Below are 25043 nucleotides of genomic sequence, written 5' to 3' on the forward strand. Positions count from 1 at the left end.
CGCGAAAGCGCGAGGGCGGGCGGCTTGCAAACTCACTGCGGGAATTGCTTGAAGTGCCTCGGGTACGTTCAGGGCATCAGACCGCCCCGGCGGCGCGCAAGGCTTCGATTTGCGAGGGCGTGCGGCCCAGCCAGTCGAGGATCTCTTCGGTATGCTCGCCCAGCAGCGGCGAGCGCTCGACCTCCACCGGCGATGCCGACAAGGTGATCGGGCAGCCAAGCTGCACATACTGGCCGCGTTCCGGGTGATCCAGTTCCACCAGGTAGCCGCGCTCGTACAGTGACTTGTCCTCGATCAGGTCCTTCATCGACAGGATCGGCCCGCACGGCACGTCGACCTCGTTGAGGGCATCCATCACTTCGAACTTGGTGCGCGTGCGCGTCCATTTCTCGATGATGGAGAAACACTCTTCCAGGCATTTGAGGCGGGCCTCCGGCGAGGCAAACTGCGGATGGGTGATCAGCTCCTCCCTGCCACACAAGCGCATCAGCGGCTCCCAGCCTTGCGGCTGCACGATCACGTAGACGTAATCGTTGGCGCCGCCGGGCGCGCAGCGCAGCGCTGCGCCGGGCTGGCCGCCGCCAGATGCATTGCCCGCGCGCGGCACGAAGTCGTCGAACTCCTGGTTGGGGTACTCGCGCATCGGTCCGGCGGCCAGGCGCTGCTGGTCGCGCAGCTTGACCCGGCACAGGTTGAGCACGGAGTCCTGCATCGCCACTTCCACGCGCTGGCCACGCCCGGAATGTTCGCGCTGCAACAGTGCCGCCAGGATGCCCACCACGCAGTGGATGCCAGTGCCGGAGTCGCCGATCTGCGCGCCGGTGACGGTGGGCGCGCCATCCGCCGTGCCGGTGGTGCTGGCCGACCCGCCCATGCACTGGGCCACGTTCTCATAGGCCTTGCAGTCCGCGAACGGTCCCGGGCCGAAGCCCTTGATCGACGCGTAGATCAGCCGCGGGTTCAGCGTCTGCAGGCGGTCCCAGTCGAAGCCGGCGCGGTCCAGCACGCCGGGGCCGAAGTTCTCCACCAGCACGTCGCAGCGCTGCACCAGGTCTTCCAGCAGCGCCTTGCCCTCCGGCGTCTTCATATTGAGCGTGAGGCTGCGCTTGTTGGAGTTCAGCATGGTGAAATACAGGCTGTCGGCGTTGGGCACATCGCGCAGCTGGCTGCGCGTGATGTCGCCGCGCCCCGGCAACTCCACCTTGATCACGTCGGCCCCCAGCCATGCCATCAACTGGGTGGCCGAAGGGCCGGCCTGCACATGGGTCATGTCCAGGATCCGCACACCGTCCAGTGCCTTGTTCATGGTTTGTCTCCTCGCCACCGGTTATTTGTACATGGTCTGGTTCTTGGTGCCCGGCGCGTACTCGCGCGGGTCCACCCAGATATTGATCACGGCCGATTTTCCGGTGCGCTGCACCGCCTCGCGTCCGCGCTGCAATGCGCCGGCGATCTTGCCCGGCTCGCGCACTTCCTCGCCATAGCCGCCCAGCATTTCGGCGAACCTGGAGAACGGCACGTCCGACAGCAGGTTGCCGACGTTGCCGCGCTCGTCGCCGTACTTTGCGAGCTGGCCGTAGCGGATCTGGTTCATGGCGGAGTTGTTGCCGATCACCGCCAGGTAGGGCACGCCGAAACGGTTGGCGGTTTCCATGTCGAACGCCGTCATGCCGAACGAGCCGTCACCGTAGTAGCAGAGGATTTCCTTGTTCGGGTTGGCCAGGCCGGCGGCGATGGCAAAGCCGGTGCCGACGCCCAGCGAGCCCAGCGCGCCCGGGTCCATCCACTGCCCGGGACGGCGCGGACGCACCGCCTGCGCGGAAATGGTCACCACGTCGCCGCCGTCGCCAATGTAGACCGTGTTGTCCGCCAGGAACTCATTCAGTTCATAGGCCACCCGGTACGGATGGATCGGCGTGTTTTCCGAGCGAAACAGCGGCATCAGCTTTTCGGCGGCCACGGCCTCGGCTTCGGTCAGCTGGCCCATCCACTTCTGCCGCGCCTGGCGCTTGTCGTTCTTGATGCGGCCGCTGGCGGCCTGCAGCACCGCGCCGAGGATGGCGCCAGGGTCGCCCACCAGGCCAAGGTCGATCTCGCGGTTCTTGCCGACCGTGCGGTAATCCATGTCGATCTGCACCAGCGTCAGTTCCTTGCTGATGCGCTTGCCGTAGCCCATGCGGAAGTCGAACGGGGTGCCCACGATGATCAGTACGTCGGCATTCGCGAAGGCTTGCGTACGGGTGCGGTCGAAGTGGTGCGGATCGCCCGGCGGCAGCAGGCCGCGGCTGGCGCCGTTGAAGTAGCCTGGAATATCCAGGCCCTTGAGCAACGCGATGGCTTCCTCGTGCCCGCGCGCGGTCCAGACCTGCTGGCCGTAGAGAATCGCCGGGCGTTCGGCATTGACCAGGATGTCGGCCAGGCGCTCGATATCCTTCGGGTCGCCAATCGATTTAGTGGAAGCGCGATAGTGGCCGGGGCGCGGAATCACCGCGCGCGCCGCATCGACTTCACGGTCGAGCACGTCGCGCGGGATTTCCAGGTACGACGGGCCGGGCGCGCCATTGAAGCACTCGCGCGCCGCCATCGAGATCATGTCCGCCACACGCTCGGTGCTGGGGATGGTGGCCGCGAACTTGGTGATGGGCGACATCATGTCGACGTGCGGCAGGTCCTGCAGCGAGCCCATCTTGTGCTGGGACAGGGCGCCCTGCCCGCCGATGTGGATGATCGGGCTTTCCGAGCGGAAGGCCGTCGCCACGCCGGTCACGGCGTTGGTGCAGCCCGGACCTGCGGTGGTCACCACGCAGCCCAGCTTGCCGGTCTGGCGCGCGTAGCCGTCCGCGGCATGAGCGGATACCTGCTCGTGGCGCACGTCGATGATGCGGATGCCCTCGTCCACGCAGCCGTCGTAAATGTCGATGATATGGCCGCCACAGAGCGTGAAGATAGTGTCGACGCCTTCGTTCTTCAGGCCCCGCGCTACCAGGTGGCCGCCGGAAATAACGCCGGCATCGCGGGTCTTCTGCTTCAGGGTGTCTTCGGCCGTGGTGGATTCGGACGGCGTGGGTGCGACTGCAGACATGTCTTGGTCTCCTCGTTGACAGGGTTGCGACAGGCTGTGACGCGGACCTGGCCCGTTGTCACGACACCCTTTCGCCCTTTGCTGCTTTGCTGCCTGGCCAGTGCCTACCCTGCATGCCACCGGCCCTGCGACGCCATCGATCCATTTCGAAGGATCTTTATGACATACGGTATGTGATATATCAACTAAGCTCAAGGGAAATTTGGATGCTTGCGCAGGAGTTTCAACGATGCGATGCAGCAAATCGCCGCAAGATGGAGGACAAATAAGCACTATTGCTGAATACGTGCCGATTCATTCCGTTTGCGCACAGCTGACGAGTGCCCCGGCCCCGGCCTCCGCTTCGTGGAAAATCCGCTTGTTTATATTTGATATATTACATACCATATTTCACAACGCGTCTTGCCGGACCATGCGGTTTCGCGGCTCGCCGGCACGCGCATTACCAAGAGCGAGGAGACTTGTGAACATTCACGAATATCAGGCCAAGGAATTGCTCAGGCGCTTCGACGTGGCCGTGCCGCGCGGGGCCATTGCGTTTACCCCGGAGGAAGCCGCCAGCGCGGCACGCAAGATCGGCGGATCGGTCTGGGTGGTGAAGTCCCAGATCCATGCCGGCGGCCGCGGCGCCGGCCGCTTTGCCGGCGATCCGGGCGGCAAGGGCGGCGTGCGCGTGGTCAAGTCAGTCGATGCCGTGCGTACGCAGGCCGAACAGATGCTCGGCAAAGTGCTAATCACCAAACAGACCGGAGAAGCCGGCCGCGAAGTGCGCCGCCTATATGTAGAAGAAGGCTGCGAGATTGGCCGCGAGCTTTACCTGGGCATGCTGATCGACCGCGCCACCTCCCGCGTCACGCTGATGGCCTCTACCGAAGGCGGCATGGAAATCGAGGAAGTCGCGGCCCGCACGCCGGAGAAAATCCTGAAGGTCGCGATCGACCCGGCCAGCGGCATCCAGCCCTTCCACGCGCGCCGCCTGGCCTTTGGGCTGGGGCTGACCGGCAAGCAGGTCGGCGCGGCATCGCGCTTTATCCTCTCGGCCTACCGTGCCTTTACCGAGCTGGACGCCTCGGTGGTCGAAATCAACCCGCTGGTGGTGACGCGCGCTGGCGACGTGATCGCGCTCGACGCCAAGTTCAACTTCGACGACAACGCGCTGTACCGCCATCCGGACATCGAAGCCTTGCGCGACGAAACCGAGGAAGATCCCGCCGAATCCGCGGCGGCCCGTCATGGGCTGAACTACGTCAAGCTCGACGGCAGCATCGGCTGCATGGTCAACGGCGCCGGACTGGCCATGGCCACCATGGACATCATCAAGCTCTACGGCGGGGAGCCGGCCAACTTCCTCGACGTGGGTGGCGGCGCCACCAGGGAACGTGTGACGGCGGCCTTCCGCCTGATCCTCGACGACCCCAAGGTCAAGGGCATCCTGGTCAATATCTTCGGCGGCATCATGCGCTGCGACGTGATCGCCGAAGGCGTGGTGGCCGCCGCGCGCGAGATCGACCTGACGGTCCCGCTGGTGGTCCGGCTGGAAGGCACCAACGTGGAGCTCGGCAAGGCCATCCTGCGCGACTCCGGCTTGCCGATCCTGTCGGCCGATCACCTTGCCGACGCCGCGGAGAAAGTGGTCAAGGCAGTTCAAGCGCGCGTGCAAGCTGGCAATAACGGCGATAAGGGAGGGAAATGACATGGCCGTACTGATCCATCAAGACACCAAGGTAATCTGCCAGGGCTTCACCGGCGCGCAAGGTACCTTCCACTCTGAACAGGCGCTGGCCTACGGCACGCGCATGGTCGGCGGCGTCACCCCCGGCAAGGGCGGCGAGACGCATCTCGGACTCCCGGTGTTCGACACCGTAGCCGCCGCGGTGGAGCGCACGGGCGCCGACGCCTCGGTCATCTACGTGCCCCCGCCCTTCGCTGCCGACGCCATCCTGGAAGCCGTGGACGCGGGCATCGGCCTGATCGTGTGCATTACCGAAGGCATCCCGGTGATCGACATGGTGCGGGTCAAGCGCGCGCTATCCGGTTCGGGCAGCCGTCTGGTCGGGCCAAATTGCCCGGGCGTGATCACGCCGGGACAATGCAAGATCGGCATCATGCCAGGCCATATCCATCGCCCCGGCAAGATCGGCGTGGTGTCACGTTCCGGCACGCTGACGTATGAAGCGGTGGCGCAAACCACGGCCGCCGGGCTCGGGCAGAGCACCTGCATCGGCATCGGCGGCGATCCGGTCAACGGCACCAACTTTATCGATTGCCTGCAGATGTTCCTGGCCGACGACGACACCGAAGGCATCATCATGATCGGCGAGATCGGCGGCTCTGCCGAAGAAGAAGCCGCGCAGTTCCTGCGCGATGCGCGCAGCGGCGGGCAGGCCAAACCCGTGGTGGGGTTTATCGCCGGCACCACCGCCCCGCCGGGCCGGCGCATGGGGCATGCGGGGGCCATCATCTCCGGCGGCATGGGGACCGCCGAGGCAAAGATCGATGCCATGCGCGCCGCCGGCATCCGGGTAGCGCGCTCGCCGGCCGAACTGGGCAAAACCATGGTGGAGGCGATGGGCGCGTAGCACGTTTGCGTTGTCAATGAAAAACGGTGGGCAGGATCCTGGCCGCTAATAAAATATGCTGAAAAATCGGGGGCGGTCTCCGCGACTCCCCGATTTCCATTCCGGCTGCGCGCGGGACGGCCCCTCGTGGCGGCGCACCTCGTCCGCGCGTTTCACGCCCCTCCCTCAATCACAGCCGTTCCAGCAGGCCGCCGCCACTTCGCATGCTACTGCCACGTCCTCCACGCAGGGATCAGATGTCGAGCTTGCTCACCTTGGTGCCCTCGAGGCTCAGGTTCGCCATCAGGCCGGCGTTCGTCAGCACGAAACCGAGGATCGACGCCCCCGTTTCCGTATCGATTCCACCACTGGCGCCCTTCTTCGCCACCGCTACCGAGCCATCCACACCAGCGGTCCAGCCCTTGCTCGCCCGGAAATGATCGAGCGCGTCCTGGGTCATGAACATCAGGAACATGGCCCTGGACTGGGCGCCAGCCAGCAAGCCGAACGAGGCCGTGGACGTCCGGTAGTAGCCGGTCGACACGCCATCGACGCGCAGCGCGCCCTCGCCATATTCACCGCCGACCACCAAGCCCGCGGCGACCACCGACGGAAAGACGAGAATGCCCTTGGCCTTGCTGCCCTGCGCCTGCGCTCCCGGCGTCGAACTGTACAGCTTGCTGAGGGCGTCATCGACGCTGGCATTGATTTCACGGCGCTTGTTGGCCGCTTCCGGCGACTCCGGGGTCGTGCCGCAAGCAGCCAGCGAGCTGGCCACGGCGATGACGGACAGGGAAAAGAAGGTTCGACGATTCATGAGACTCTCCTGGTCGATCTGGTGCAAAACCTGGCTGACCAACGCTGGGTTCGCATTATTGGCTTTGTTAGTTTCGCCGCGCAGGCGAGCGGCCCCGCTACCGGAAGACCGCGCCGTGATGCGCGCACAGCCCGTCAGGGCTCTGCAGGTCAAGCATAGGTGGCTGAGCGCCAGATCAGAAACCAGATCTCAAGGCGCCACTTGGGCAGCCCGAGGCTGGTGTTGGGAGCGACGTCAAGGACGGCATCATGTCGGGCTGGGGCAACCCGACGGGTGGTAACCACGCCACTTTCTCCCTCGGGGACGCGCGGGATCCGCCGTTATTCGTATTGACATGGCGTCCGTGACGCTTCCTGCTCAATCAAGGAAATCGCAGTGCTTTTCGACATAGTCGGCGAGGTCCAGCGAATGCTGGCGCACCAGCTTCTCCGCCAGCTCGGTATCGCGCTTCTCCAGCGCCTCGATAATCCGCAAATGATCGACGATGGAACGCGAGGCGCGATCACTCTGCGAGATCGTCATCTTCCGTATCGCACGCACATGGACAAAGATATTCTTGATCGAATCCATGATGATCTGCGACTTCGACAACTGCACAATCGCCTGGTGGAAGGCGATATTCGCGTCGGAGTACTCCTCGATATGCTCAGCCGGGGTCGCATCGCGGAAGCTGTCGAACATATGGCGCAACTGCGCGATCTCCGCGTCGCTGGCATGCAAGGTGGCCAGGCGCGCGGCCATGCTCTCCAGCGCCGCCCACACCTGGATCATTTCCACGATCTCGCGCTTGGTCTTGCGCATGATGTAGATGCCGCGCCGCGGCACCGTGCGCAGGAAACCCTCCTGTTCCAGGAGCGTCATGGCTTCGCGGATGGGGGTGCGGCTCACGCCCAGCGCTTCGCTCAGGACACGCTCGTCCAGCCGGATTTCCTCGGTCGACTGATAGATATCGGCGTCGGCAATGGCCTGGCGCAGCATGGCGTACGCCTGGTCGCGCAGGCTGGCGCCGGCATTGATGGGTTGCAGGGACAGGGTCAGTCCAGCTGGCTGAACGGCGGATGGGCTTTGCACAGACATGAATGGGCTCTTGTTGATACCAGCGCCTCGGCGCACAGGGTAGTGGCCGGCAGCTTGCCGCCTAGCTTACCAAAAGCAGCCATCACATGAGTCGAATGCATAGCAAAATGCACAATTGACATAAATCGGCTGCCAGGAACGGCGGTTTACGTATATGGTATATCACATGGCGCGCCGCCGTAACGGGCCGGCGCGGCCATGCCCCACCGGAATGCCTGCCCGGCAATCCCGCTCAAGCCACCTGCGTCATCCTTTCGCGCTGCTTGATCAGGCCCAGCACCGTGTCCACCATCGGCGTGGGCTGCCGCACCAGCCGCCCCATTTCCTGCACCACGGTCAGCAGGGGGTCGATCTCCATCGCACGCCCTGCTTCCAGATCCTGCAGCATGGAAGTCTTGTGCGCGCCCACCGCGCCGGCGCCGTCGATGCGGCGCTCCACATCGACGCGGAAATGCACGCCGAAGCGCTCGGCAATCGCCTGGGCTTCCAGCATCATCGCGCGCGACAGCCCGCGGGTGGCGGGATCGGAGGTGATGACATCCAGCGTGGCGTGCGTGAGCGCGCTGATCGGATTGAAGCACAGGTTGCCCCACAGCTTGAGCCAGATCTCGTCGCGGATATTGTCGCGGATGGGCGCGTCCAGCCCGGCGGCCACCATCATTTCACTCAGGTGGCTGACGCGCGCCGACTTGCCGCCGTCGGGCTCGCCGAGCGGGAACTTCTTGCCGTAGACATGGCGAATGACGCCGGGCTCGGCAATCTCCGCGGCGGGATACAGCACGCAGCCGATCGCACGCTCGGGTCCCAGGCCGCGCCACTGGCGCCCGCCCGGGTCCACGCTTTCCAGCGTGGTACCGGCCAGCGGGCCGCCATGCTGATGGAAGTACCAGTAGGGAATGCCGTTCACGCCAGTCACGATGGCCGTCTTCGGCCCGAGCAAGGGCTGCATCAGGTCCACCACGCCCGGCACGGAATGCGCCTTCAAGGTGATGAAGACGTAATCCTGCGGCCCCAGTTGGGCGGGGTCGTCGGTGCAGTTGACCCTGGCCACCCGCTCCTCGCCGTCGCTCAGCAGGCGCAGGCCGTTGGCCTTCATCGCGGCGAGATGGGGGCCGCGTGCGACCAGGCTGACTTCGGCGCCCGCCAGGGCAAGCTGAACGCCGATATAGCCGCCGATGGCGCCGGCACCATAGATACATACTTTCATCAGTTGTCTCCCAGGGGTTTTATGGGTACATCCATTGATATATCACATACTATATCCCACAGAAAAAGAGTACAACCTCAATCTTGCCGGGGCGGCGCCCCGGACACGTGTGGCCCCGCCATCTACACTGCGCGGGATCTCGTTGGCCGTTTAAGCCCCAAAAACGCCATTTACAGCACTTTCAATCACCCTTTTCCGAACTTTCCTTCACCCTCAGCGTCATTTAGAGTTCTGCCCATACCGGCGTGTTGCGCCAAGGATCCCTGCCCTCGATGATGAATCGCCGCACCCTGCTCGTTTCCGCGACCGCTTCAGCCGCCCTGGCGGCCCTCGGCATCACACCATCCGTGCTGGCGGCCGGCAAGATCAAGCTGGGCGACGCCCGCCCCTTCAGCTTCGACACCCTGATTGAGCGAGCCCGCACCCTGGCAGGCCAGGCTTATGCGCCCCCCGTCACGGCGCCGGCCGACATCCTCGCCAGGATCGACTATGAAGCACACGGCAAGATTCGCTTCAAGACTGATGACGCGCTGTTCGCGGACGGGCCCGGCCAGTTCCCGGTGACCTTCTTCCACCTGGGCACCTTCTTCCGCCAGCCGGTGCGCATGCACGTGATCGACAGCGCCAAGGGCGCGCCGGCGGCGCGCGAGATCGTGTATGACGAGTCGTATTTCGACATGCCGGCCGACAGCCCGGCCCGCAAGCTGGCGCGCGGCAGCGGCTTTGCCGGCTTCCGCTTCCAGGAAAGCCGCCTGGCTGACCAGAAGAAACTCGACTGGAAGAAGAACGACTGGGTGGCCTTCCTTGGCGCTTCGTATTTCCGCGCCATCGGCGAGCTCTACCAGTACGGGCTGTCCGCGCGCGGCATTGCCATCGACGTGGCCGAGACCGGCAAGCCGGAGGAGTTTCCGAGCTTCACGCATTTCTATTTCGAGACGCCAGCGGGCAACGGCGACAGCGTCACGGTCTATGCCCTGCTCGATGGCCCCAGCGTGGCCGGCGCGTACCGCTTCGTCATGCAGCGCGGCAAAGGCGTGCTGATGGATATCGATTGCGCGCTGTTCCTGCGCAAGGATGTGGCGCGCCTGGGCCTGACGCCACTGACGTCGATGTGCTGGTTCTCGGAAGCCAGCAAGGGCACCGCGGTGGACTGGCGCCCTGAAGTGCACGATTCCGACGGCCTGGCGATCTGGAACGGGGCCGGCGAACATATCTGGCGCCCGCTCAACAACCCGCCGCGCACCATGGCTTCGAGCTTTGGCGATGACAATCCGCGCGGCTTCGGCCTGCTGCAGCGCGATCGCAACTTCGATCACTACCAGGATGGCGTCCATTACGAGCGGCGGCCCAGCCTGTGGGTCGAGCCGCGCGACGGCTGGGGTGCGGGCACGGTGCAACTGATCGAGATTCCCACCGACGACGAGATCCACGACAACATCGTCGCGATGTGGGTGCCCAAGGCACAGGCCAAGGCCGGCAGCGACTTCCGCTTGCGCTACCGGCTGCACTGGCTGGCCGACGAGCCTTATCCCAGCCCGCTGGCGCGTTGCGTGGCTACCCGGCTGGGCAACGGCGGGCAGCCCGGACAGGCACGCCCGCAAGGCGTGCGCAAGTTCATGGTGGAGTTCAAGGGGGCGCCGCTGGAGAAACTGCCCTACGGCACCAAGCCGGAAGCGGTACTGAGCAGTTCGCGCGGCACCTTTTCCTATATATTTACCGAAGCGGTGCCCGATGGCGTCGCCGGGCACTGGCGTGCCCAGTTCGATCTCACCGCCGAAGGCAAGGAACCGGTCGACCTGCGCCTGTTCCTGCGCCTGGACGGCAAGCCGCTGTCGGAAACCTGGCTATACCAGTACCACCCGTTCAACTCGCCGACGGGCCATGGCACTTGAGCGTTGGCAGCATTCCGCACGACGGCCGGGCGATGCCCGCCGCTCTGAGCAGGCTGGTGACGGACATACTGCTGGCGTGATGTTGCCGGGCGTGGAGCGGGTATCATCACGGCAACCAGGCAGCCGGCTGTCCACCCTCCCCGGCTGCCGCGCCTTGTGCCATTACGACAACAACACATAACGACCACGGTTTCGGCCGTCTCCCATGATTTCCGCAGATCTCGCCGGCGCTGCCGGCACCGGTCCCGACGATTCCCTGCCCCGCGCCGAGCGGGCCTACCAGCACCTGCGCAACGCCATCCAGGCTGGGCAACTGCCCTCCGGCACCCGCCTGCGCGAAGTGGAGCTGGCGGCCACGCTGGGACTGTCGCGCACGCCGGTGCGCGAAGCGCTATCGCGCCTGGAGTCCGAAGGCCTCGTCGTCAACGAGCCCAACCGCGGCATGATGGTGACGCGACTCGACGCCAGCATGGTCAGCGAGCTCTATGTCATGCGCGAGGTGCTGGAAGGCACCGCCGCCGCGCTCGCCGCGCGCCACGCCACCGATGTGGAAATCTCGCTGCTGCGCGATATCGTCCAGCGCGACCTCGCCATCGCCGACCAGCCCGACAAGCTCGCCGCCAACAACCGGCTCTTCCACGAAACCCTGCACCGTTGCGCGCACAACCGCTACCTGCTCAAGACGCTACGCTCCCTGCACGAGTCGATGGCGCTGCTGGGCCGCACCACGCTGGCACTGCCGGGACGCGCGCAGGTTTCCTACGATGACCACATCGCACTGGTGGAAGCCCTGGAACAGCGCGACCCAGCGCTCGCCGAGCAAATCACGCGCCGGCATATCCAGCAGGCCTACAAGGCACGCCTGTCGATGTGGATCGAAGAACAATCCGAATCCTGAGCCGCCGCCCCACCAGTTGCCTCGGGCGGCCTCCGGAAGTCACGTCGCCGCGACCGCCCGCGCGCCGCGCCAGGCACCCAGGCTAAGCACCGCTAGCGCCCCCAGGATCAGCGCCACCGCACCCAGGGTCTGCGGCGCAATCTGCTCGCTGCCCAGCCAGGCGCCTACAGCCAGGGCCACCGGCGGGTTGACATAGACATAGCTGCTGGAAATCGTCGGCGAGACGTTCGCCACCAGATACATATAAGCGGAAAACGCCACCAGCGATCCCGCCACCACCAGATAAACCCAGGCCCACCACGCCTGGCTGCTGACGGTGCGCGGCCAGGGTTCGCCGAGCGCAACGGAAATCGCCAGCAGGATGGCCCCGCCCAGCAGCATCTCCGCGGCAAACGCCACCGCGCCGCGTGGCAGGTCCAGGTGTCTGGCGATCTGCGAGCCGAACGACCAGCTGGCAATGGCCGTCAGCAATGCCACAACCCCGGTGGCACTCGCACGGAATTCCGCGCCGCCCGTCAGCACCAGGATGCCCAGGCTGCCCAGCGCGATGGCCAGCCCCTCATACCAGCGCGGCCGCCCGCCGAAGCAGAATCCCCAGAACAAACCAAAGATCGGCATCGCGCCGATCATCACGGTGGTCGCTCCGGAGGAAATGGTCTGCTCTGCTACGGCAGTCAGCCCCATGCCGCCGACCAGCAGGAAGCCCGCCAGCACGGCGCAATTGCGCAACTGGCGCAGCGTCGGCATGGCAGCACCGCGATACCGCAGCCACAGCGCCAGCAGCAGGCCCGCGCAGACAAAGCGCGAGCCCATCATCAGGAACGGCGGGAAGCCCTCCAGCGTGAAGCGGATTGCGAGATAGGTCGTGCCCCAGACCACATAGGTGATCAGCAGGCAAAGGACGAGGCGGGGCGACAGCATGGCGAGCGCGAAGTGCCGCAGAAGACAGGGGCCCCCACGATAACGCCATCTCGCACGGCTTCAAAAGGAAAACGCCTGGCAAGCGTTGTCAGGCAAACTCACAAGACGGAGAGACTGGTCTACCCGGAAGGCAGCAGCCGAAAGTGGAAGCCGGTGAGCGCTAACCGCGGCCCGGTGAGTATCAAATAAAAAAACCGGCCAAGAAGCGTTGCGCTCCATGGAGCGACGCGTTGGCCGGTCTTGCCGCGTGGAAACATCCACGCCGGTTTCACGTAGTGCCTGCCCTCGCTTTTCAACACACGCCGGGGCGCGGTGCGAGCGGCAGTGATACAGCCGTCAAACCAAGACTACATACATCAACAACAAACAATAGCTAACTACAGTGCACTACAGCAGCAATTACTCTTGATTCGCGCTTCTTGATGTCGGTGCTCTGGCAATTCGGCAATCAGCCGTTCGCGAAAACGATCTTTGCCTTGCGAGCCTGGCTTTGCAGGCGGCCAAACACGTTTTGCACGGCGGCGATGGCGCTCTTCACGTCATCGATAAAGGCCGGGCTGCGGGGACCGAGTTCGCGTTCGATCAGTTCGCGTTCGAGTTGGTCGGTCATCTTGATATCGGATTGCGAGTTCATGGCTTTCTTCCTTTCAGGGATAACCCTCATCGGGTTTTCCCTAGTATAACAAAAGGAATGACGCATCGCAGCATTAGGTGATAGTACGTATGCAAGAAGACAACAGGGGCGCTGTTTCACCATATCCGCCCGAAAATGAGCCCCAAAAAGCATAAAACGACATTGTCACCAGTATTTGGTAACGGATGAAGGAAATGAGCCCGGGCCGGGTAACTTCGGCGAACCGCGGGCCAACCTGCGGGACCCTGCCCGCTGACAAGCTAGACTGGCCCGCCCTTGGGGTCGTTCCGCTTGGCCTCCGGATAGACCAGGCAACAGGCGCCGGCAGTGGAGAATGGCGCGTCGAAGGGGATTAGCGGCCACCCAGGCAAGACATCATCGTAGCTAAGCGCCACCGTGGTGGCGATAGGCAGGCCGCGTCAGGCGCGCGCCGCCAACTGCTCCAGCACCGACGCCAGGCGGTGCTCGATCATGCCGGCACTGGCGTACCCGGTCGTGATGCCATGGAGTTCGCGGCCAACGCGCAGCAGCAGCGTGGGAAAACTGGTGACGCCCCAGGAACGCGCCAGGGCAAAATCAGCCTGCGTCTCGGCTACAGTCGCCGGCGCGCGCCATGCCGCCTCGAACGTAGCGGCATCCATGTCGTACCCGAGCCGCGTCAGCGCTTGCGATGCGATGCCGGCCAGTACGCCGCCATCGGTCGTATCCAGGGCATCCATGTAGAACGCATGCTGCAGCGCATCGAATACGGCGAGGAGGTTGTCCTGCCCGGCGAGGATGCGCGCGGTGACGACCGCCCGGCACACCGGCTCCGTGTCGTAGACGAAATCTTCGCGCGCCAGCAGGCCTTCGCGGTTGAACGGCATGCCGCTGGCTTGCTCGACCCGGGCCCAGTGTTGCAGGCGCACATTCCGTGCCGCGTCGTCCATGATGTCCGTGGCCCCCGCGCGCAGGCCACCGACCACCATGACCAGCGGCAGATCCGGGAAACGCGCCACCAGCGCGGACAATTCCTTGCCGAAGCCGTAGCACCACGAGCACATCGGGTCCGCAACGTAGATCAGTTCCATTTGGGTTCCAGGCTTTGACTTTCCAGGCAGTGAAGCGGGCAATGCGCGCCGCAACGTTGCCAGGCAACGGCTCCATCATGCATGCGAGCGTCCCTGGCCGCAATCCATTACCGCCGCAAAGCCAGGGAACATGGAACAAGTCTTGCTTACGCGGTTTTGACATTCCCGCCGATGACAGGAACGACTGTGAGACGTTTCGCCCACAGTTCCACTCCTCAATCTCCGCGCGGCGCGGTAATATCTATCCAACTGGTCATCGGCGCGCGATGGCCCATTCCAAAGAAGGATTCAAGCGCATCATGGAAGAAGGCTCGGCTGCTCCACTAGAGATCGCCCCTTCCCTCCCTCTCGCACCAAGTGATGTTCGCGGCGTTCCGTCGGACTTCCTTGCCAGCGCGAGCGCCAACATCGGCGCCAACGCGCTGCAGCTCTTCCTGAATCGAGAAGCGAGCCAGCTGGAGTTCAACCGGCGCGTGCTCGCCCAGGCGGAGAATCGCGACATCCCGTTGCTGGAACGCTTGCGCTTCCTATGCATCTTCAGCAGCAACCTCGACGAGTTCTTCGAGATCCGCGTTGCCGGCCTCAAGGAACAGATCAAGCTGCAGGCGATCGCCAGCGGGCCGGACGGGCTGGACACGCGGCAGGTCTATGCGCTGGTCAGCGCACGCACGCATAAGCTGGTCGCGGAGCAATACCACCTGCTCAATGATGTGCTGATTCCCGAGCTGGACCGGCAGGAGATCCGCTTCCTGCGCCGGCCGCACTGGACGCCGGAACAGGCCGAATGGATTCGCGCCTTTTTCTTCCGCGAGCTGATGCCGGTGCTGACCCCCATCGGCCTCGATCCCGCGCATCCTTTCCCGCGAGTGCTCAACAAGAGCCTGAACTTCGCGGTGGAACTCGAAGGCAAGGACGCCTTCGGCCGGGAGGCTGGCGCGGCCATCGTACAAGCGCCCCGCTCCCTGCCCCGCGTGATCCTGCTGCCGGAAGAGATCTCCGGCTGCAAACACGGCTTTGTGTTCCTGTCTTCCATCCTGCATGCCCACGTCTGCGAACTGTTTCCCGGCATGCATGTGCGCGGCTGCTACCAGTTCCGGGTCACCCGCAACAGCGAACTGTTCGTCGACGAGGAAGAAATCAAGAACCTGCGCGATGCGCTGCAGGGCGAACTGCCACAGCGGCATTTCGGCGATGCGGTACGGCTTGAGGTCGCGGACAACTGCTCCGACGAGATGACCAGGTTCCTGCAGAACCAGTTCGGGCTGGAGGACACCGAGGTGTTTTCCGTGAATGGCCCGGTCAACCTCGTGCGGCTGCTGCCGGTGCCCGACAGCGTGGACCGCGAGGACCTGAAATATCCGCCATGCCGGCCAGGCTTGCCGAAGACGCTGCAGGGCCAGCCGGACATGTTCCGCGCCATCCGCGACGGCGATATCCTGTTGCACCATCCGTACCAGTCGTTTGCCCCGGTGGTGGATTTTATCCGCCAGGCCGCGGAAGACCCTGATGTGATGGCCATCAAGCAGACGGTGTACCGCGCCGGCAACGACTCGGCGCTGCTGCAGGCACTGATCGGCGCCGCGCGCAGGGGCAAGGAAGTCAGCGTGGTGGTGGAACTGCTGGCCCGCTTCGACGAGGAGGCCAACATCAACTGGGCGGCGCAGTTGGAAGAAGCCGGTGCCCATGTGGTGTACGGCGTGGTCGGCTACAAGTCGCATGCCAAGATGGCCATGGTGGTGCGGCGCGAAGGGAAAAAGCTCAGGCGTTACGCGCATCTCTCCACCGGCAACTACCATTCGCAGACCGCCAGGAATTTCACGGACTTCGGCTTGTTCACGTGCAAGGAAGCCATGGTCGAGGATGTGGCGAACGTGTTCTCCCAGCTGACCGGCCTGGGCCATCCTGGCACGCTTACCCACTTCTGGCAGGCGCCGTTCACCCTGCATTCGGCATTGCTCGACGCCATCCGCCGTGAAGGCAAGCACGCCAAGGCTGGCCGCAAGGGACTGATCATTGCCAAGATGAACGCCCTGATGGACCCGACTATCATCCAGGCGCTCTACCAGGCATCCTGCGACGGCGTGCGGATCGAACTCATCGTGCGCGGCGGCTGCGCCTTGCGGCCCGGCATACCCGGCCTGTCGGAGAATATCCGGGTGCGTTCGGTGCTTGGCCAGTTCCTCGAACACGCGCGGATTTTCTACTTCTATAACGACAAGGCCGAGGACGTGCGGTTGTCCAGCGCCGACTGGATGGGACGCGACTTCTTCCGGCGCATCGAAGTGTGCTTCCCCGTGCTGGACAAATCGCTCAAGAAGCGCGTGATCGAGGAAGGCCTGAAGGCCTACCTGAAGGACAACCGCGACACCTGGGAGATGGACTCGGAGGGCAACTACCGCCGCCGCCGTGGCCGCCACCTGGTCTCTGCCCAGAGCGAGTTGATCGTCGCACTGGCGTGATGCCGCTGCCGGCAGGCCATGCCGACCTGGCCTGGCGGATGGGCGCAGGGGTGGCTTAGCGGCGCCCCTCCCCAGAGCGGCGCGGCCCCTAATGTGCCGCGCCGCATCGGTGAACATTACCGGACAGCGTGACATTGGTCTGCTCCAGGGCAGTCCTTGCTGCCGGTCTGGCCGGCGCGCATCGCGCGAGCTCGCCCAGTACATCGGCATCACCGAGCCCAATCTCTCCCTGCTGAAATCCGGCAAGGTCAAAGGCATCCGTTTCGATACGCTGGAGAAAATCTGCGAGGCGCTGCAGTGCCAGCCGGGGGACCTGCTGGAGTACCGTGCCGATCAGCCTGAGGAAGACCAGGCATAGAAAAACCCGCCAGCCGCGCCAGGCCAACTGCAAACAATTGTCGCGCCCGGCAATCCCCATTTGCGCTCGTACGGCCAGCAGGCCGGCTTTGCGTGCGGACGCACCTCGCGAGGCCCCGGAAAGGAACCAGCAAGCTAGCCAGCGCCGCCGTCACGAGACGCGGCCCGCCGGGCAGGCACGAGTGCCGCAACGTCCTGGCGCAAGCGCGGCTGCCTGCATGGTGCTGTAGCGCGCCCTGCGCCCTGCCAGGCGAATCTGCTCCGCCCGAAGCGGGCTGCCCGTATCTCATCCTTGAAAAACGCGGATTACTGTATATATTTACAGTAACTGTATGGATGAACAGTATTCACGGGAGCCCATCATGGAACACCTGGTCCGGGTACAGAACGAATACGACAGGCAGGTCCTGGCCTGGCTGCGCGCCCGCGTCGGCGATGCGGTGGTGCAAGCAGCCGCGCAGCGGCTGGCGGGAGAACGCAAGCCGTATCTCTCCACGATCTGCCGCAGCCTGAAAATCGCGCCGCCGTCCCGCCGCACCCTGCGCGCCCAGTCCAGCCGCGCCAGCCGGGAGGTTGGGGACCGCTATCTGGCCTCGATCCGGCAATTGCTGGCGCGGCCAGCACCGGCGCGGTCCCCGCAGCCGCAGTCCGTCCGAGCTTGTTGACGCCGTTGAAGCAGGCCGTGCCGAGGCCCGCGCCGCGTTAGCGCGGCTCACCCGTCAATGCCGCTCCGGCGCACGCTCTGCCAGCACCACCTTGGCCGCCAGCGCGGCATTGATCGCGCGTGGAAAACCCGCATAGGCCGCGAGATGAATGATGGCCTCCACCATTTGCTCACGCGAGCCACCCACGTTCAGCAAGCCGTGCATGTGCACCTTGAGCTGTGGCGTGGCCGAGCCAATGGCCGCCAGCGCGGCCACGGTCGCCAGCTCCCGCGAGACCAGGTCGAGGCCGGGCCGGGTATAGATATCGCCGAAGGCAAACTCGATGATGAAGCGGCCGAGGTCGGGCGCAATGTCCTCGAGCGAGGCAAGCACGCGCTCGCCCACTTCGCCGTCGATCTCGCGCAAGCGGGCAAGCCCCGCCTCGAAGCGCGATCCGCCCTGGTCCGGCGCGGGAATGCCGGCATGCACGGCAACGCCCTGCTTCGCGAAGACTTCCCTTGCGGCGGCGATGCCATTGAGCGCCGCGGGAAACCCGGCATACACCACGAGATGATTCATCAGTTCGACCAGCTCGACCGGCGTGCAACCGGCATGCAGCGCCCCGGCCAGATGGAACCTGAGCTGTGGCTCAAGCCCGCCCATGGCCGCAAGCGCCGCGACGGTGACGAGTTGCCGGTGCCGCAGGTCGAGTCCTGGCCGCGGGTAGATCTCGCCGTAGACGAAACCGATCGCCAGGCTGGCCAGGTCAGGGGCGATGTCACGCAAGGCCTCGACCAGGGAGGGCTCGTCCGTCTGTTCAATGGCGGAAAGTTGGGCGCGGCCAAATGTCATGGTCTGCGTGTTCATGCGGTTTCCTTTTTTGATTCGCATCGGGAGGTCCTGGCTGGCGCGGTGCCGTCGGCAGGACAGTGAGGCAAGCTTAGCGAGCGCGTTCGCGCGCCGCCAATGCCTTCGGCGTGATACCTTTGGCGTATCACAAGGACATCCGATGCAAAGCCGCCTGGAACTCTGGCAGTTGAACTATTTCGTGGCCGTTGCGGACGAACTGAGCTTTCGCCGCGCGGCGGAGCGCCTGTCGATCACGCAGCCCCCGCTGACGCGGCAGATCCAGGCGCTGGAGGAAACCATCGGTGCGCGCCTGTTCGAGCGGGATCGCAATGGCGTAGCGCTGACGCCGGCGGGCAGCCGCCTGCTGCCCGAGGCACGCGAACTGCTCGCCAGCGCCGACGCCCTGCTCGCCCGCGCCCGGCAGCGCGCCACGCGCAACCACGGCCTGCGGCTGGGCATCACCACCGTGTTCGATGCCGCCCTGTTCACCTGGCTCGCGCCGGCGTTGCAGGCACAGGCGCCGGAAATAAGGCTGCTGCAGAAGCGCCAGATCTCGCAGCAATCGATCACCGACCTGCGCCGTGGCGCGCTCGACGCGGCGCTGATCGGCCTGCCGTCCGCCACCGGCGAACTGGCGGTGGAACACTTGTTCGACGACCCGCTGGTGGTGGCGTTGCCGGCCGCGCACCGGCTCGCCAGGCGCAAGCGCATCTCACTGCCGGAACTGCAAGCCGATCCGCTGTTCTGGGGCCAGCGGCGGCTGAATCCCGCCTACTTCGACCACTACGAGACCGTCTTCCGCGCGCTGGACTATGCACCGCAGCGAGTGCCGGAACCGGCGGACCACCATGTGCTGCTGGGCCTGATCGCCGATGGGCAGGGCGTGGCGCTGGTCCCTTCCTCGCTGCAGGCGATGGCGCGCGCCGGTGTGGTCTACAAGGAACTCAAGGAGCAGGCAGACCTGCGGATCGGCGTGGCCGTGGTCTATGCCACCAACAATCCGGCCCCCGCGCTGCCGCTGCTCCTGGAAACCCTGCGCGCCCGCTACCGTCCTGCGCCGGCTGCCTCCCCAGGCCGCAAGCGCCCGGCCACGCGCCGCTGAGCGCCAGGGCTGGCCGTCAGCCCCCCCGGTACCTTTCCCGGCGCGCCCACCCTGCCGGCGTCAGGGATTTCTTGACTTATGCATCCGCATCAATGATAGTAATCTGAAATATATTCTCTTTTTGAGAACAAATTTAGTCAAAGGATTGCCGTGGATCTGGCAGAACTTGAGATATTCCGGGCCGTTGCGCTGGAGGAAAGCGTGACCCGGGCCGCCAAGGCCCTGGACCGCGTGCAATCGAACGTGACCACCCGCGTCAAGCAACTTGAGGAGGAACTGGGCGTCGCCTTGTTCCTGCGCGACAGCAAGCGCATGACGCTGACGCCCGAGGGTCAGCGTTTCCTGGGCTATACCGAGCGGCTGCTGGCGCTCGCCGAGGAAGCCCGGCAATCGATGCGCGGCGATGTGCCCTCCGGCACGCTGCGCGTGGGCTCCATGGAAAGCTCGGCCGCCAGCCGCCTGCCCCGGCCGCTGGCGCGCTACCACGGCAAGTGGCCGGATGTGCGGATCGAGATCCAGACCGGCACCACGCAGGCCCTGGTCGATTCCCTGCTGGCGCATCGCATCGATTGCGCCTTGGTGGCCCATCCGTCGGAAGGCGCGCCGGATGCACTCGACATGGACGTACTCGGCCCCGGCCTGGAAGGCACCTTCCTGTTTTCCGAAGAACTCCTGCTGGTGCTGCCGCCCAGCCATCTGCCGGTGCGCACGCCACAAGACATCACCCTGCGCAGCCTGGCCACGTTCACGCGTGGCTGCACCTATCGCATGTGCGCCGAAACCTGGCTTGCCAGCGGCAAAGGCCCGCAGCTGGCGCTGAATGTGCTGGAACTGGCTTCGTACCACGCCATCCTTGCCTGCGTGACAGCGGGATCGGCAGTGGCCATCCTGCCAAGATCGCTGCTGGCGCTCCACCCCGGCGCGGCGAACCTGCAGACCGTGCCGGTACGTACGGCGCACACCTTCCTGGTGCGCCGCCCGGGCTTTATGACCTCGGCTTACGCGGCCTTCTTGCAGGAGTTGCAGCATGGCTAGGATCCAGCCGGTCCCCGCGAGCGGGGGCGCCGACCTGCGCCAGAGGATGGCGCCCTGGATGCCATCGCTTGCCGCTGCGCTGGTGCTTGCGGTCGGCATGGGCTTCGGGCGTTTCGCCTTCACCGGCATGTATCCGCTGATGGTGCGCGACGGCTTGCTGAGCGTCAGCGCCGGCTCGCTGGCGGCGTCCGCGAACTATGCGGGCTACCTGGCCGGCGCCCTTGCGGTCACCCGCATGCCGGAACGCGTGGCACCGCAACTCTGCCGCATCGCCCTGCTCGGTACGGCCGTGTGCCTGCTGGTGCTGGCACTGCCCGCCGCGCCGTGGTTCTTTATCGCGGTGCGCTTCGTGGCCGGCGTTCTCAGCGCCATCGCACTGATCAGCGCCTCCGTCTGGCTGTTCCATGTTGTCGGCCATCCGCATGGCGCACCGCTGTTGTTCTCGGGCGTCGGCGCCGGCATCCTGCTCTCCGCCGAACTGATCGCCGCCGGCAACCTCGCCGGCTGGCATAGCCCGTTGCTGTGGATTGCGATTGGCGGCGGTGCCGCCGTACTGGCCTTGCTGGCCTGGCCACAGCTTGGCAGCCACCGCGCGGTGTTGCCCGATGCCGCCGGGGCCGGCGATGCCCTGGCCCATGCCAACGGCCCCGGGCCATGGCCGCTCGTGGTCAGCTACGGTCTCGCGGGATTCGGCTATATCGTCACCGCCACCTACCTGCCGCTGTTCGTGCGCGATGCGCTTGGTCACATCGACCCGATCCATATCTGGGCCGCCTTCGGCCTTGGCGCGGCGCCTTCCTGTTTTCTCTGGCATGCGCTGCACGGACGCCTTGGCACGCGGCGCGCGCTCGCGCTCAACCTGCTGGTGCAGGCAGCGGGCGTGATCCTACCCGCGCTCAGCCGTTCGCCGGTGGCCTACCTGGCCAGCGCCCTGCTGGTGGGCGGCACCTTCGTAGGCACGGTGACCATCGCCATGCCGGCGGCAAAACGCGTGGCCCATCGCGCGAAGTTCAACCTGCTGGCCATCATGACCGCTGCCTATGGCGTGGGCCAGATTGCCGGCCCGCTGGTATCCGATGCGCTGATGGCGCACAGCCATAGCTTCAGCGGCCCCCTTGTCGCTGCCGCGGTCGCATTGCTGGCCTCGACCGCCGCGTGCTTTCTCTGAAGGCCATGCCATTGCATACCCGCTCCGCTGGCTACCTCCACGCGTAGCCTGAGCGCACACCGCACAGATCCAACCTCTCTCGAAGGAGCCTGCAAATGAACACCCCCACCCAAGCCACGCAGCCACGCACGCTGCTAGCCCGGCTCGGCATCGCTACCCCCATCATCCAGGCGCCGATGGCCGGCGTTGGCACGCCGGCACTGGCCGCGGCGGTATCGAATGCCGGTGGCCTCGGCTCGCTTGGCGTCGGCGCCACGGACGCCGACGGCGCTCGCAAGGTTATCCGCGAGACCCGCGCACTGACGGACAAGCCGTTCAATGTCAACCTGTTCTGCCACGCTCCCGCCGCCGCCAATCCTGCACGCGAAGCGCAATGGCTGGCCTACCTGGCGCCGAGCTTCGCCGAGTTCGGCGCCACGCCACCCGCATCGCTGCGCGAGATCTACAAGAGCTTTGTTGCCGACGACGCCATGTACGCGATGCTGCTGGAAGAGCGGCCGGCGGTGGTGAGCTTTCATTTCGGCTTGCCGGCGCAGGCCTGGATCGACGCACTGCACGAGGCCGGCATCTTCCTGATGGCCACGGCCACCAATCTCGCTGAAGCGCGGCAGATCTCCGATGCGCGCATCGACGCTATCGTGGCGCAGGGCGTGGAAGCCGGCGGCCACCGCGGCACATTCAAGACCGAGGGGCATGACGAAGGGCTTGGCACCATGGCCCTGGTACGCCTGCTGGTCCGCAACACTGCCCTGCCGGTGGTCGCCGCCGGCGGCATCATGGACGGCGCCGGCATTGCCGCCGCGCTGGCTCTGGGTGCGCAGGCAGCGCAACTGGGCACGGCATTCGTCGCCTCCCCGGAAACCGCGGCCGACGCGCCCTACCGGGCCGCGCTGCTGGCAGGCGAGCCGTCCCCCACGACGCTGACCCGCTCCATCTCCGGCCGCCGAGCGCGCGGCTTCGTGAACCGCCTCACCGAACTGGGCGAGGCGCCGGACTGCCCGCCGATTCCCGATTACCCCATCACCTACGATGCCGGCAAGGCGCTGCACGCGGCTGCCAAGGCACGCGGCAATGCCGAGTTTGCGGCGCAATGGGCCGGCCAGGCCGCGCAACTATCGCGCGCCTTGCCGGCAACCGAACTGATGGCGGTACTGCGCGCGGAACTGGCAGAGGCCATTGGAGGGCTGAGCCGGATGGCGTCCGGCGGCGACTGAACGGGAGGAACGCTGAGGGCGGGCGTCTTGCTGCTAACATGGCGCATCGGCATCGCGCCGACCCGCGGCGCATCTCCCTTCCCCTCCCGACAAGACAGACGCATGGACGCTTTCACCTCGACACTGGCCATTGGCGGCGCACTGGCGCTCGGCGCTGTCAGCCCCGGCCCGAGCTTCGTCATGGTGGCCCGCGCCGCCATTGCCCGCTCGCGCGCGGATGCGCTCCACATGGCGCTTGGCATGGGGCTGGGCGGCGTGGTGTTTGCCGCGGCCGCGCTACTCGGACTCAAGCTCCTGCTGGCGGCGGTGCCCTGGCTTTACATGGCAATGAAGGTGGGCGGCGGCCTTTATCTTGTCTACCTGGGCGTGCGCATCTGGCGCGGCGCCAGCGAGCCCCTTGCGATGGCTGCCGGTTCGCAGGCAGCCAACGGCGCACAAGCGCCGGGACGCGGCCGCGCTCTGCTGAGCGGATTCGCCACGCAACTGAGCAACCCCAAGACGGCCGTGGTCTACGCCAGCGTCTTTGCCGCGTTGCTGCCGGCCGAGGTGCCGGCGTCCCTGCTGCTAGCGCTGCCGGTGATGGTCTTTGCGATCGAGGCTGGCTGGTACGCCATCGTGGCGGTGGCGTTGTCGTCGGCAGCGCCGCGCGCCTTCTACCTGCGCTTCAAGCTCTGGCTCGACCGCGCCGCCGGCGGCGTGATGGCGCTGCTCGGTATCCGGCTGATCACCTCGCTGCGGCAATAGTCCGGCAACTGGTCGTCTACAGGTCGGCGCTGACTTTCAGTGCACTTGCTGAAGGCGGCGCAGCAGGCGGCGCCCGGCATCGACAACACCAGGATCGGCCGTCATCTGGTAACGCACGATCATGCCCTCGACGCAAAGCATCGCCTCTTCGGTAATCGCGTCGGGCTCCGGCAGGCCAAGCCGCCTGACCAGCGTGCCGATAAACGCAGCGAGCGCCGCCTTGTGCGCCACCGATTGCTCGACCTGCGTGCCCTCGCCGGAGGCTCCCGCTTCGGCCACCGCATTGATAAAGGCGCAGCCACGAAATTCTCCGTCGGTGAACCAGTCGGCCAACGTATCGGCAATGACTTCCAGCCCCGGCGTGGCGGCGAAGCGCGCTTTCACGTCCTGCTCGAACCATGCCATCCAGCTGTCGTGGCGACGGTCCAGGAAGGCGGAGATCAGTTCGTTTTTCGAGGCGAAATGCCGGTACAGCGACATCTTGGCCACGCCGGATTCGGCAATGATCTTGTCGATGCCGGTGGCGCGCAGGCCATCCTGGTAGAACAGGCGGGCCGCGGTATCCAGGATGCGCTCGCGGGCGGAAGGCGTGGCCATGGCTGAAAGTTTCCTTGGGTGCAAAGTTGGGCGGATTATCCCTGATCACGCTTCGGCCTGTCGCGCACGGCATGCGCTGCCGCGGCAGGCCGTGCGCCTTACAAGCCGAGATCGCTCAGGCTCGGGTGATCGTCGGGGCGCCGGCCCAGGGGCCAGAAGAACTTGCGGTCGGCCTCCTTGATCGGCGCGTCGTTGATGCAGGCAAAACGCCGCTGCATCAGGCCGGCCTCGTTAAACTCCCAGTTCTCGTTGCCATAGGAGCGATACCAGTTGCCGGAATCATCGTGCCATTCGTAGGCAAAGCGCACCGCGATGCGGTTGCCATCGAAGGCCCACAACTCCTTGATCAGGCGATAGTCCAGCTCCTTCTGCCATTTGCGCGTGAGCATGGCGACGATGGCCTCCCGGCCGTTGACGAACTCGGCACGGTTGCGCCAGGCGCTGTCGACGGTATAGGCGAGCGCCACGCGCTCGGGGTCGCGGCTGTTCCAGCCGTCTTCGGCGCCGCGCACTTTCTGGATGGCGGTTTCACGGGTGAACGGGGGCAAGGGGGGGCGGACTTCGGGGTTGGACGACATTCGGTTGCTCCTGGCTGTGAAAGAACCCGGCGGCCGGGATGGCCGCGACGGATTTTAGGAATCGGAAAGCGGGTCCGCAGCACATCCTTCACGGCCCGGCGGGTTCGCACGACCCATCGGAAACGGACGAAATGATACAG

23 protein-coding genes are annotated in these 25043 nt (G+C 65.4%); 12 read left to right on the top strand and 11 right to left on the bottom strand.

The genetic code is table 11. From position 1 onward, the window contains the following. Positions 1-76: 76 nt before the first annotated feature. Both frc and ACZY0R_RS02030 read right to left on the bottom strand, forming a co-directional pair. Positions 77-1306, bottom strand: coding sequence for a formyl-CoA transferase (gene frc / locus ACZY0R_RS02025; protein ID WP_488856898.1), 1230 nt, complete (start codon positions 1304-1306; stop codon positions 77-79). A 21-nt stretch (positions 1307-1327) separates the two neighbouring features. Next, positions 1328-3082, bottom strand: a complete 1755-nt coding sequence (locus ACZY0R_RS02030; protein WP_488856899.1) for a thiamine pyrophosphate-binding protein — start codon at positions 3080-3082, stop codon at positions 1328-1330. Between the two features lie 463 nt (positions 3083-3545). Between ACZY0R_RS02030 and sucC the strand changes: the two genes are divergently transcribed. Both sucC and sucD read left to right on the top strand, forming a co-directional pair. Continuing rightward, positions 3546-4775, top strand: coding sequence for an ADP-forming succinate--CoA ligase subunit beta (sucC, locus tag ACZY0R_RS02035; RefSeq protein ID WP_488856900.1), 1230 nt, complete (start codon positions 3546-3548; stop codon positions 4773-4775). Between the two features lies 1 nt (position 4776). Next, entirely contained in the window at positions 4777-5661 is an 885-nt protein-coding gene (gene sucD, locus ACZY0R_RS02040) for a succinate--CoA ligase subunit alpha (RefSeq protein WP_488856901.1), read from the top strand. A gap of 232 nt (positions 5662-5893) precedes the next feature. Here sucD and ACZY0R_RS02045 read toward each other — a convergent pair whose 3' ends face one another. The 3 genes from ACZY0R_RS02045 to ACZY0R_RS02055 form a co-directional block, all read right to left on the bottom strand. Further along, on the bottom strand, positions 5894-6457 hold the full coding sequence (locus tag ACZY0R_RS02045) for a BPSL1445 family SYLF domain-containing lipoprotein (RefSeq protein ID WP_488856902.1): 564 nt from the start codon (positions 6455-6457) through the stop codon (positions 5894-5896). A gap of 357 nt (positions 6458-6814) precedes the next feature. After that, positions 6815-7534: a GntR family transcriptional regulator gene (locus tag ACZY0R_RS02050; protein WP_035862714.1), complete on the bottom strand. Its 720-nt coding sequence runs from the start codon at positions 7532-7534 to the stop codon at positions 6815-6817. 232 nt (positions 7535-7766) lie between these two features. Next, positions 7767-8741 (bottom strand): 2-dehydropantoate 2-reductase, encoded by a 975-nt coding sequence (locus ACZY0R_RS02055; protein WP_488856903.1) that lies wholly within the window; start codon positions 8739-8741, stop codon positions 7767-7769. A 272-nt stretch (positions 8742-9013) separates the two neighbouring features. Here ACZY0R_RS02055 and ACZY0R_RS02060 point away from each other — a divergent pair, with 272 nt between their 5' ends. Beyond that, the gene (locus ACZY0R_RS02060; protein ID WP_488856904.1) at positions 9014-10633 is read left to right on the top strand and encodes an OpgD/OpgG family glucan biosynthesis protein; all 1620 of its coding nucleotides are present in this window, start codon (positions 9014-9016) and stop codon (positions 10631-10633) included. Positions 10634-10838: 205 nt separating this feature from the next. Then, positions 10839-11531, top strand: a complete 693-nt coding sequence (locus ACZY0R_RS02065) for a GntR family transcriptional regulator (RefSeq protein ID WP_488856905.1) — start codon at positions 10839-10841, stop codon at positions 11529-11531. 39 nt (positions 11532-11570) lie between these two features. Here ACZY0R_RS02065 and ACZY0R_RS02070 read toward each other — a convergent pair whose 3' ends face one another. From ACZY0R_RS02070 to ACZY0R_RS02080, 3 genes are all read right to left on the bottom strand, one after another. Continuing rightward, positions 11571-12449, bottom strand: coding sequence for an EamA family transporter (locus tag ACZY0R_RS02070; RefSeq protein WP_488859475.1), 879 nt, complete (start codon positions 12447-12449; stop codon positions 11571-11573). Positions 12450-12900: 451 nt separating this feature from the next. Then, complete coding sequence (locus ACZY0R_RS02075) at positions 12901-13086, bottom strand: hypothetical protein (RefSeq protein ID WP_488856906.1); 186 nt, start codon at positions 13084-13086, stop codon at positions 12901-12903. A 419-nt stretch (positions 13087-13505) separates the two neighbouring features. Next, a complete protein-coding gene (locus ACZY0R_RS02080) occupies positions 13506-14156 on the bottom strand; it encodes a DsbA family protein (RefSeq protein WP_488856907.1) in 651 nt (216 codons plus the stop codon). 266 nt (positions 14157-14422) lie between these two features. Between ACZY0R_RS02080 and ppk1 the strand changes: the two genes are divergently transcribed. The 3 genes from ppk1 to ACZY0R_RS02095 all read left to right on the top strand — a co-directional run bounded on the left by ppk1 (position 14423) and on the right by ACZY0R_RS02095 (position 17637). Then, entirely contained in the window at positions 14423-16615 is a 2193-nt protein-coding gene (gene ppk1, locus ACZY0R_RS02085) for a polyphosphate kinase 1 (RefSeq protein WP_488856908.1), read from the top strand. A 91-nt stretch (positions 16616-16706) separates the two neighbouring features. Beyond that, positions 16707-16973: a helix-turn-helix domain-containing protein gene (locus tag ACZY0R_RS02090; protein ID WP_488856909.1), complete on the top strand. Its 267-nt coding sequence runs from the start codon at positions 16707-16709 to the stop codon at positions 16971-16973. A 361-nt stretch (positions 16974-17334) separates the two neighbouring features. Beyond that, on the top strand, positions 17335-17637 hold the full coding sequence (locus ACZY0R_RS02095; RefSeq protein ID WP_488856910.1) for a CppA family protein: 303 nt from the start codon (positions 17335-17337) through the stop codon (positions 17635-17637). A 54-nt stretch (positions 17638-17691) separates the two neighbouring features. Here the strand turns inward: ACZY0R_RS02095 and ACZY0R_RS02100 are convergent, their stop codons facing one another. After that, positions 17692-18483, bottom strand: coding sequence for a carboxymuconolactone decarboxylase family protein (locus ACZY0R_RS02100; RefSeq protein WP_488856911.1), 792 nt, complete (start codon positions 18481-18483; stop codon positions 17692-17694). 142 nt (positions 18484-18625) lie between these two features. Here ACZY0R_RS02100 and ACZY0R_RS02105 point away from each other — a divergent pair, with 142 nt between their 5' ends. From ACZY0R_RS02105 to ACZY0R_RS02125, 5 genes are all read left to right on the top strand, one after another. Then, the gene (locus tag ACZY0R_RS02105) at positions 18626-19567 is read left to right on the top strand and encodes a LysR family transcriptional regulator (RefSeq protein WP_488856912.1); all 942 of its coding nucleotides are present in this window, start codon (positions 18626-18628) and stop codon (positions 19565-19567) included. A 150-nt stretch (positions 19568-19717) separates the two neighbouring features. Then, entirely contained in the window at positions 19718-20602 is an 885-nt protein-coding gene (locus tag ACZY0R_RS02110) for a LysR family transcriptional regulator (protein ID WP_488856913.1), read from the top strand. After that, positions 20595-21770 (top strand): YbfB/YjiJ family MFS transporter, encoded by a 1176-nt coding sequence (locus ACZY0R_RS02115; protein ID WP_488856914.1) that lies wholly within the window; start codon positions 20595-20597, stop codon positions 21768-21770. The genes ACZY0R_RS02110 and ACZY0R_RS02115 overlap by 8 nt, the downstream gene beginning before the upstream one ends. Before the next feature lie 95 nt (positions 21771-21865). After that, positions 21866-22984, top strand: a complete 1119-nt coding sequence (locus ACZY0R_RS02120; protein ID WP_488856915.1) for an NAD(P)H-dependent flavin oxidoreductase — start codon at positions 21866-21868, stop codon at positions 22982-22984. 102 nt (positions 22985-23086) lie between these two features. Next, positions 23087-23728: a LysE family translocator gene (locus ACZY0R_RS02125; RefSeq protein WP_488856916.1), complete on the top strand. Its 642-nt coding sequence runs from the start codon at positions 23087-23089 to the stop codon at positions 23726-23728. A 36-nt stretch (positions 23729-23764) separates the two neighbouring features. Here the strand turns inward: ACZY0R_RS02125 and ACZY0R_RS02130 are convergent, their stop codons facing one another. Continuing rightward, positions 23765-24325: a TetR/AcrR family transcriptional regulator gene (locus tag ACZY0R_RS02130; RefSeq protein ID WP_488856917.1), complete on the bottom strand. Its 561-nt coding sequence runs from the start codon at positions 24323-24325 to the stop codon at positions 23765-23767. A 98-nt stretch (positions 24326-24423) separates the two neighbouring features. Further along, positions 24424-24903 carry a nuclear transport factor 2 family protein gene (locus ACZY0R_RS02135; protein ID WP_045236768.1) on the bottom strand — a complete coding sequence of 160 codons (480 nt, stop codon included), beginning with the start codon at positions 24901-24903 and terminating at the stop codon, positions 24424-24426. Positions 24904-25043 lie beyond the last annotated feature (140 nt).

It is taken from the genome of Cupriavidus sp. F041 (assembly GCF_057814235.1).

Bases quoted from the DNA above. Each gene is read 5' to 3' on its own strand.
- ACZY0R_RS02075 (WP_488856906.1), bottom strand. From the start codon at position 13,086: ATGAACTCGCAATCCGATATCAAGATGACCGACCAACTCGAACGCGAA.
- ACZY0R_RS02045 (WP_488856902.1), bottom strand. From the start codon at position 6,457: ATGAATCGTCGAACCTTCTTTTCCCTGTCCGTCATCGCCGTGGCCAGC.
- ACZY0R_RS02055 (WP_488856903.1), bottom strand. From the start codon at position 8,741: ATGAAAGTATGTATCTATGGTGCCGGCGCCATCGGCGGCTATATCGGC.
- ACZY0R_RS02030 (WP_488856899.1), bottom strand. From the start codon at position 3,082: ATGTCTGCAGTCGCACCCACGCCGTCCGAATCCACCACGGCCGAAGAC.
- sucD (WP_488856901.1), top strand. From the start codon at position 4,777: ATGGCCGTACTGATCCATCAAGACACCAAGGTAATCTGCCAGGGCTTC.
- ppk1 (WP_488856908.1), top strand. From the start codon at position 14,423: ATGGCCCATTCCAAAGAAGGATTCAAGCGCATCATGGAAGAAGGCTCG.
- ACZY0R_RS02065 (WP_488856905.1), top strand. From the start codon at position 10,839: ATGATTTCCGCAGATCTCGCCGGCGCTGCCGGCACCGGTCCCGACGAT.
- ACZY0R_RS02120 (WP_488856915.1), top strand. From the start codon at position 21,866: ATGAACACCCCCACCCAAGCCACGCAGCCACGCACGCTGCTAGCCCGG.
- ACZY0R_RS02080 (WP_488856907.1), bottom strand. From the start codon at position 14,156: ATGGAACTGATCTACGTTGCGGACCCGATGTGCTCGTGGTGCTACGGC.
- ACZY0R_RS02100 (WP_488856911.1), bottom strand. From the start codon at position 18,483: ATGAACACGCAGACCATGACATTTGGCCGCGCCCAACTTTCCGCCATT.
- ACZY0R_RS02060 (WP_488856904.1), top strand. From the start codon at position 9,014: ATGATGAATCGCCGCACCCTGCTCGTTTCCGCGACCGCTTCAGCCGCC.
- ACZY0R_RS02125 (WP_488856916.1), top strand. From the start codon at position 23,087: ATGGACGCTTTCACCTCGACACTGGCCATTGGCGGCGCACTGGCGCTC.
- ACZY0R_RS02050 (WP_035862714.1), bottom strand. From the start codon at position 7,534: ATGTCTGTGCAAAGCCCATCCGCCGTTCAGCCAGCTGGACTGACCCTG.
- frc (WP_488856898.1), bottom strand. From the start codon at position 1,306: ATGAACAAGGCACTGGACGGTGTGCGGATCCTGGACATGACCCATGTG.
- ACZY0R_RS02090 (WP_488856909.1), top strand. From the start codon at position 16,707: ATGTGCCGCGCCGCATCGGTGAACATTACCGGACAGCGTGACATTGGT.
- ACZY0R_RS02130 (WP_488856917.1), bottom strand. From the start codon at position 24,325: ATGGCCACGCCTTCCGCCCGCGAGCGCATCCTGGATACCGCGGCCCGC.
- ACZY0R_RS02135 (WP_045236768.1), bottom strand. From the start codon at position 24,903: ATGTCGTCCAACCCCGAAGTCCGCCCCCCCTTGCCCCCGTTCACCCGT.
- ACZY0R_RS02095 (WP_488856910.1), top strand. From the start codon at position 17,335: ATGGAACACCTGGTCCGGGTACAGAACGAATACGACAGGCAGGTCCTG.
- ACZY0R_RS02105 (WP_488856912.1), top strand. From the start codon at position 18,626: ATGCAAAGCCGCCTGGAACTCTGGCAGTTGAACTATTTCGTGGCCGTT.
- ACZY0R_RS02115 (WP_488856914.1), top strand. From the start codon at position 20,595: ATGGCTAGGATCCAGCCGGTCCCCGCGAGCGGGGGCGCCGACCTGCGC.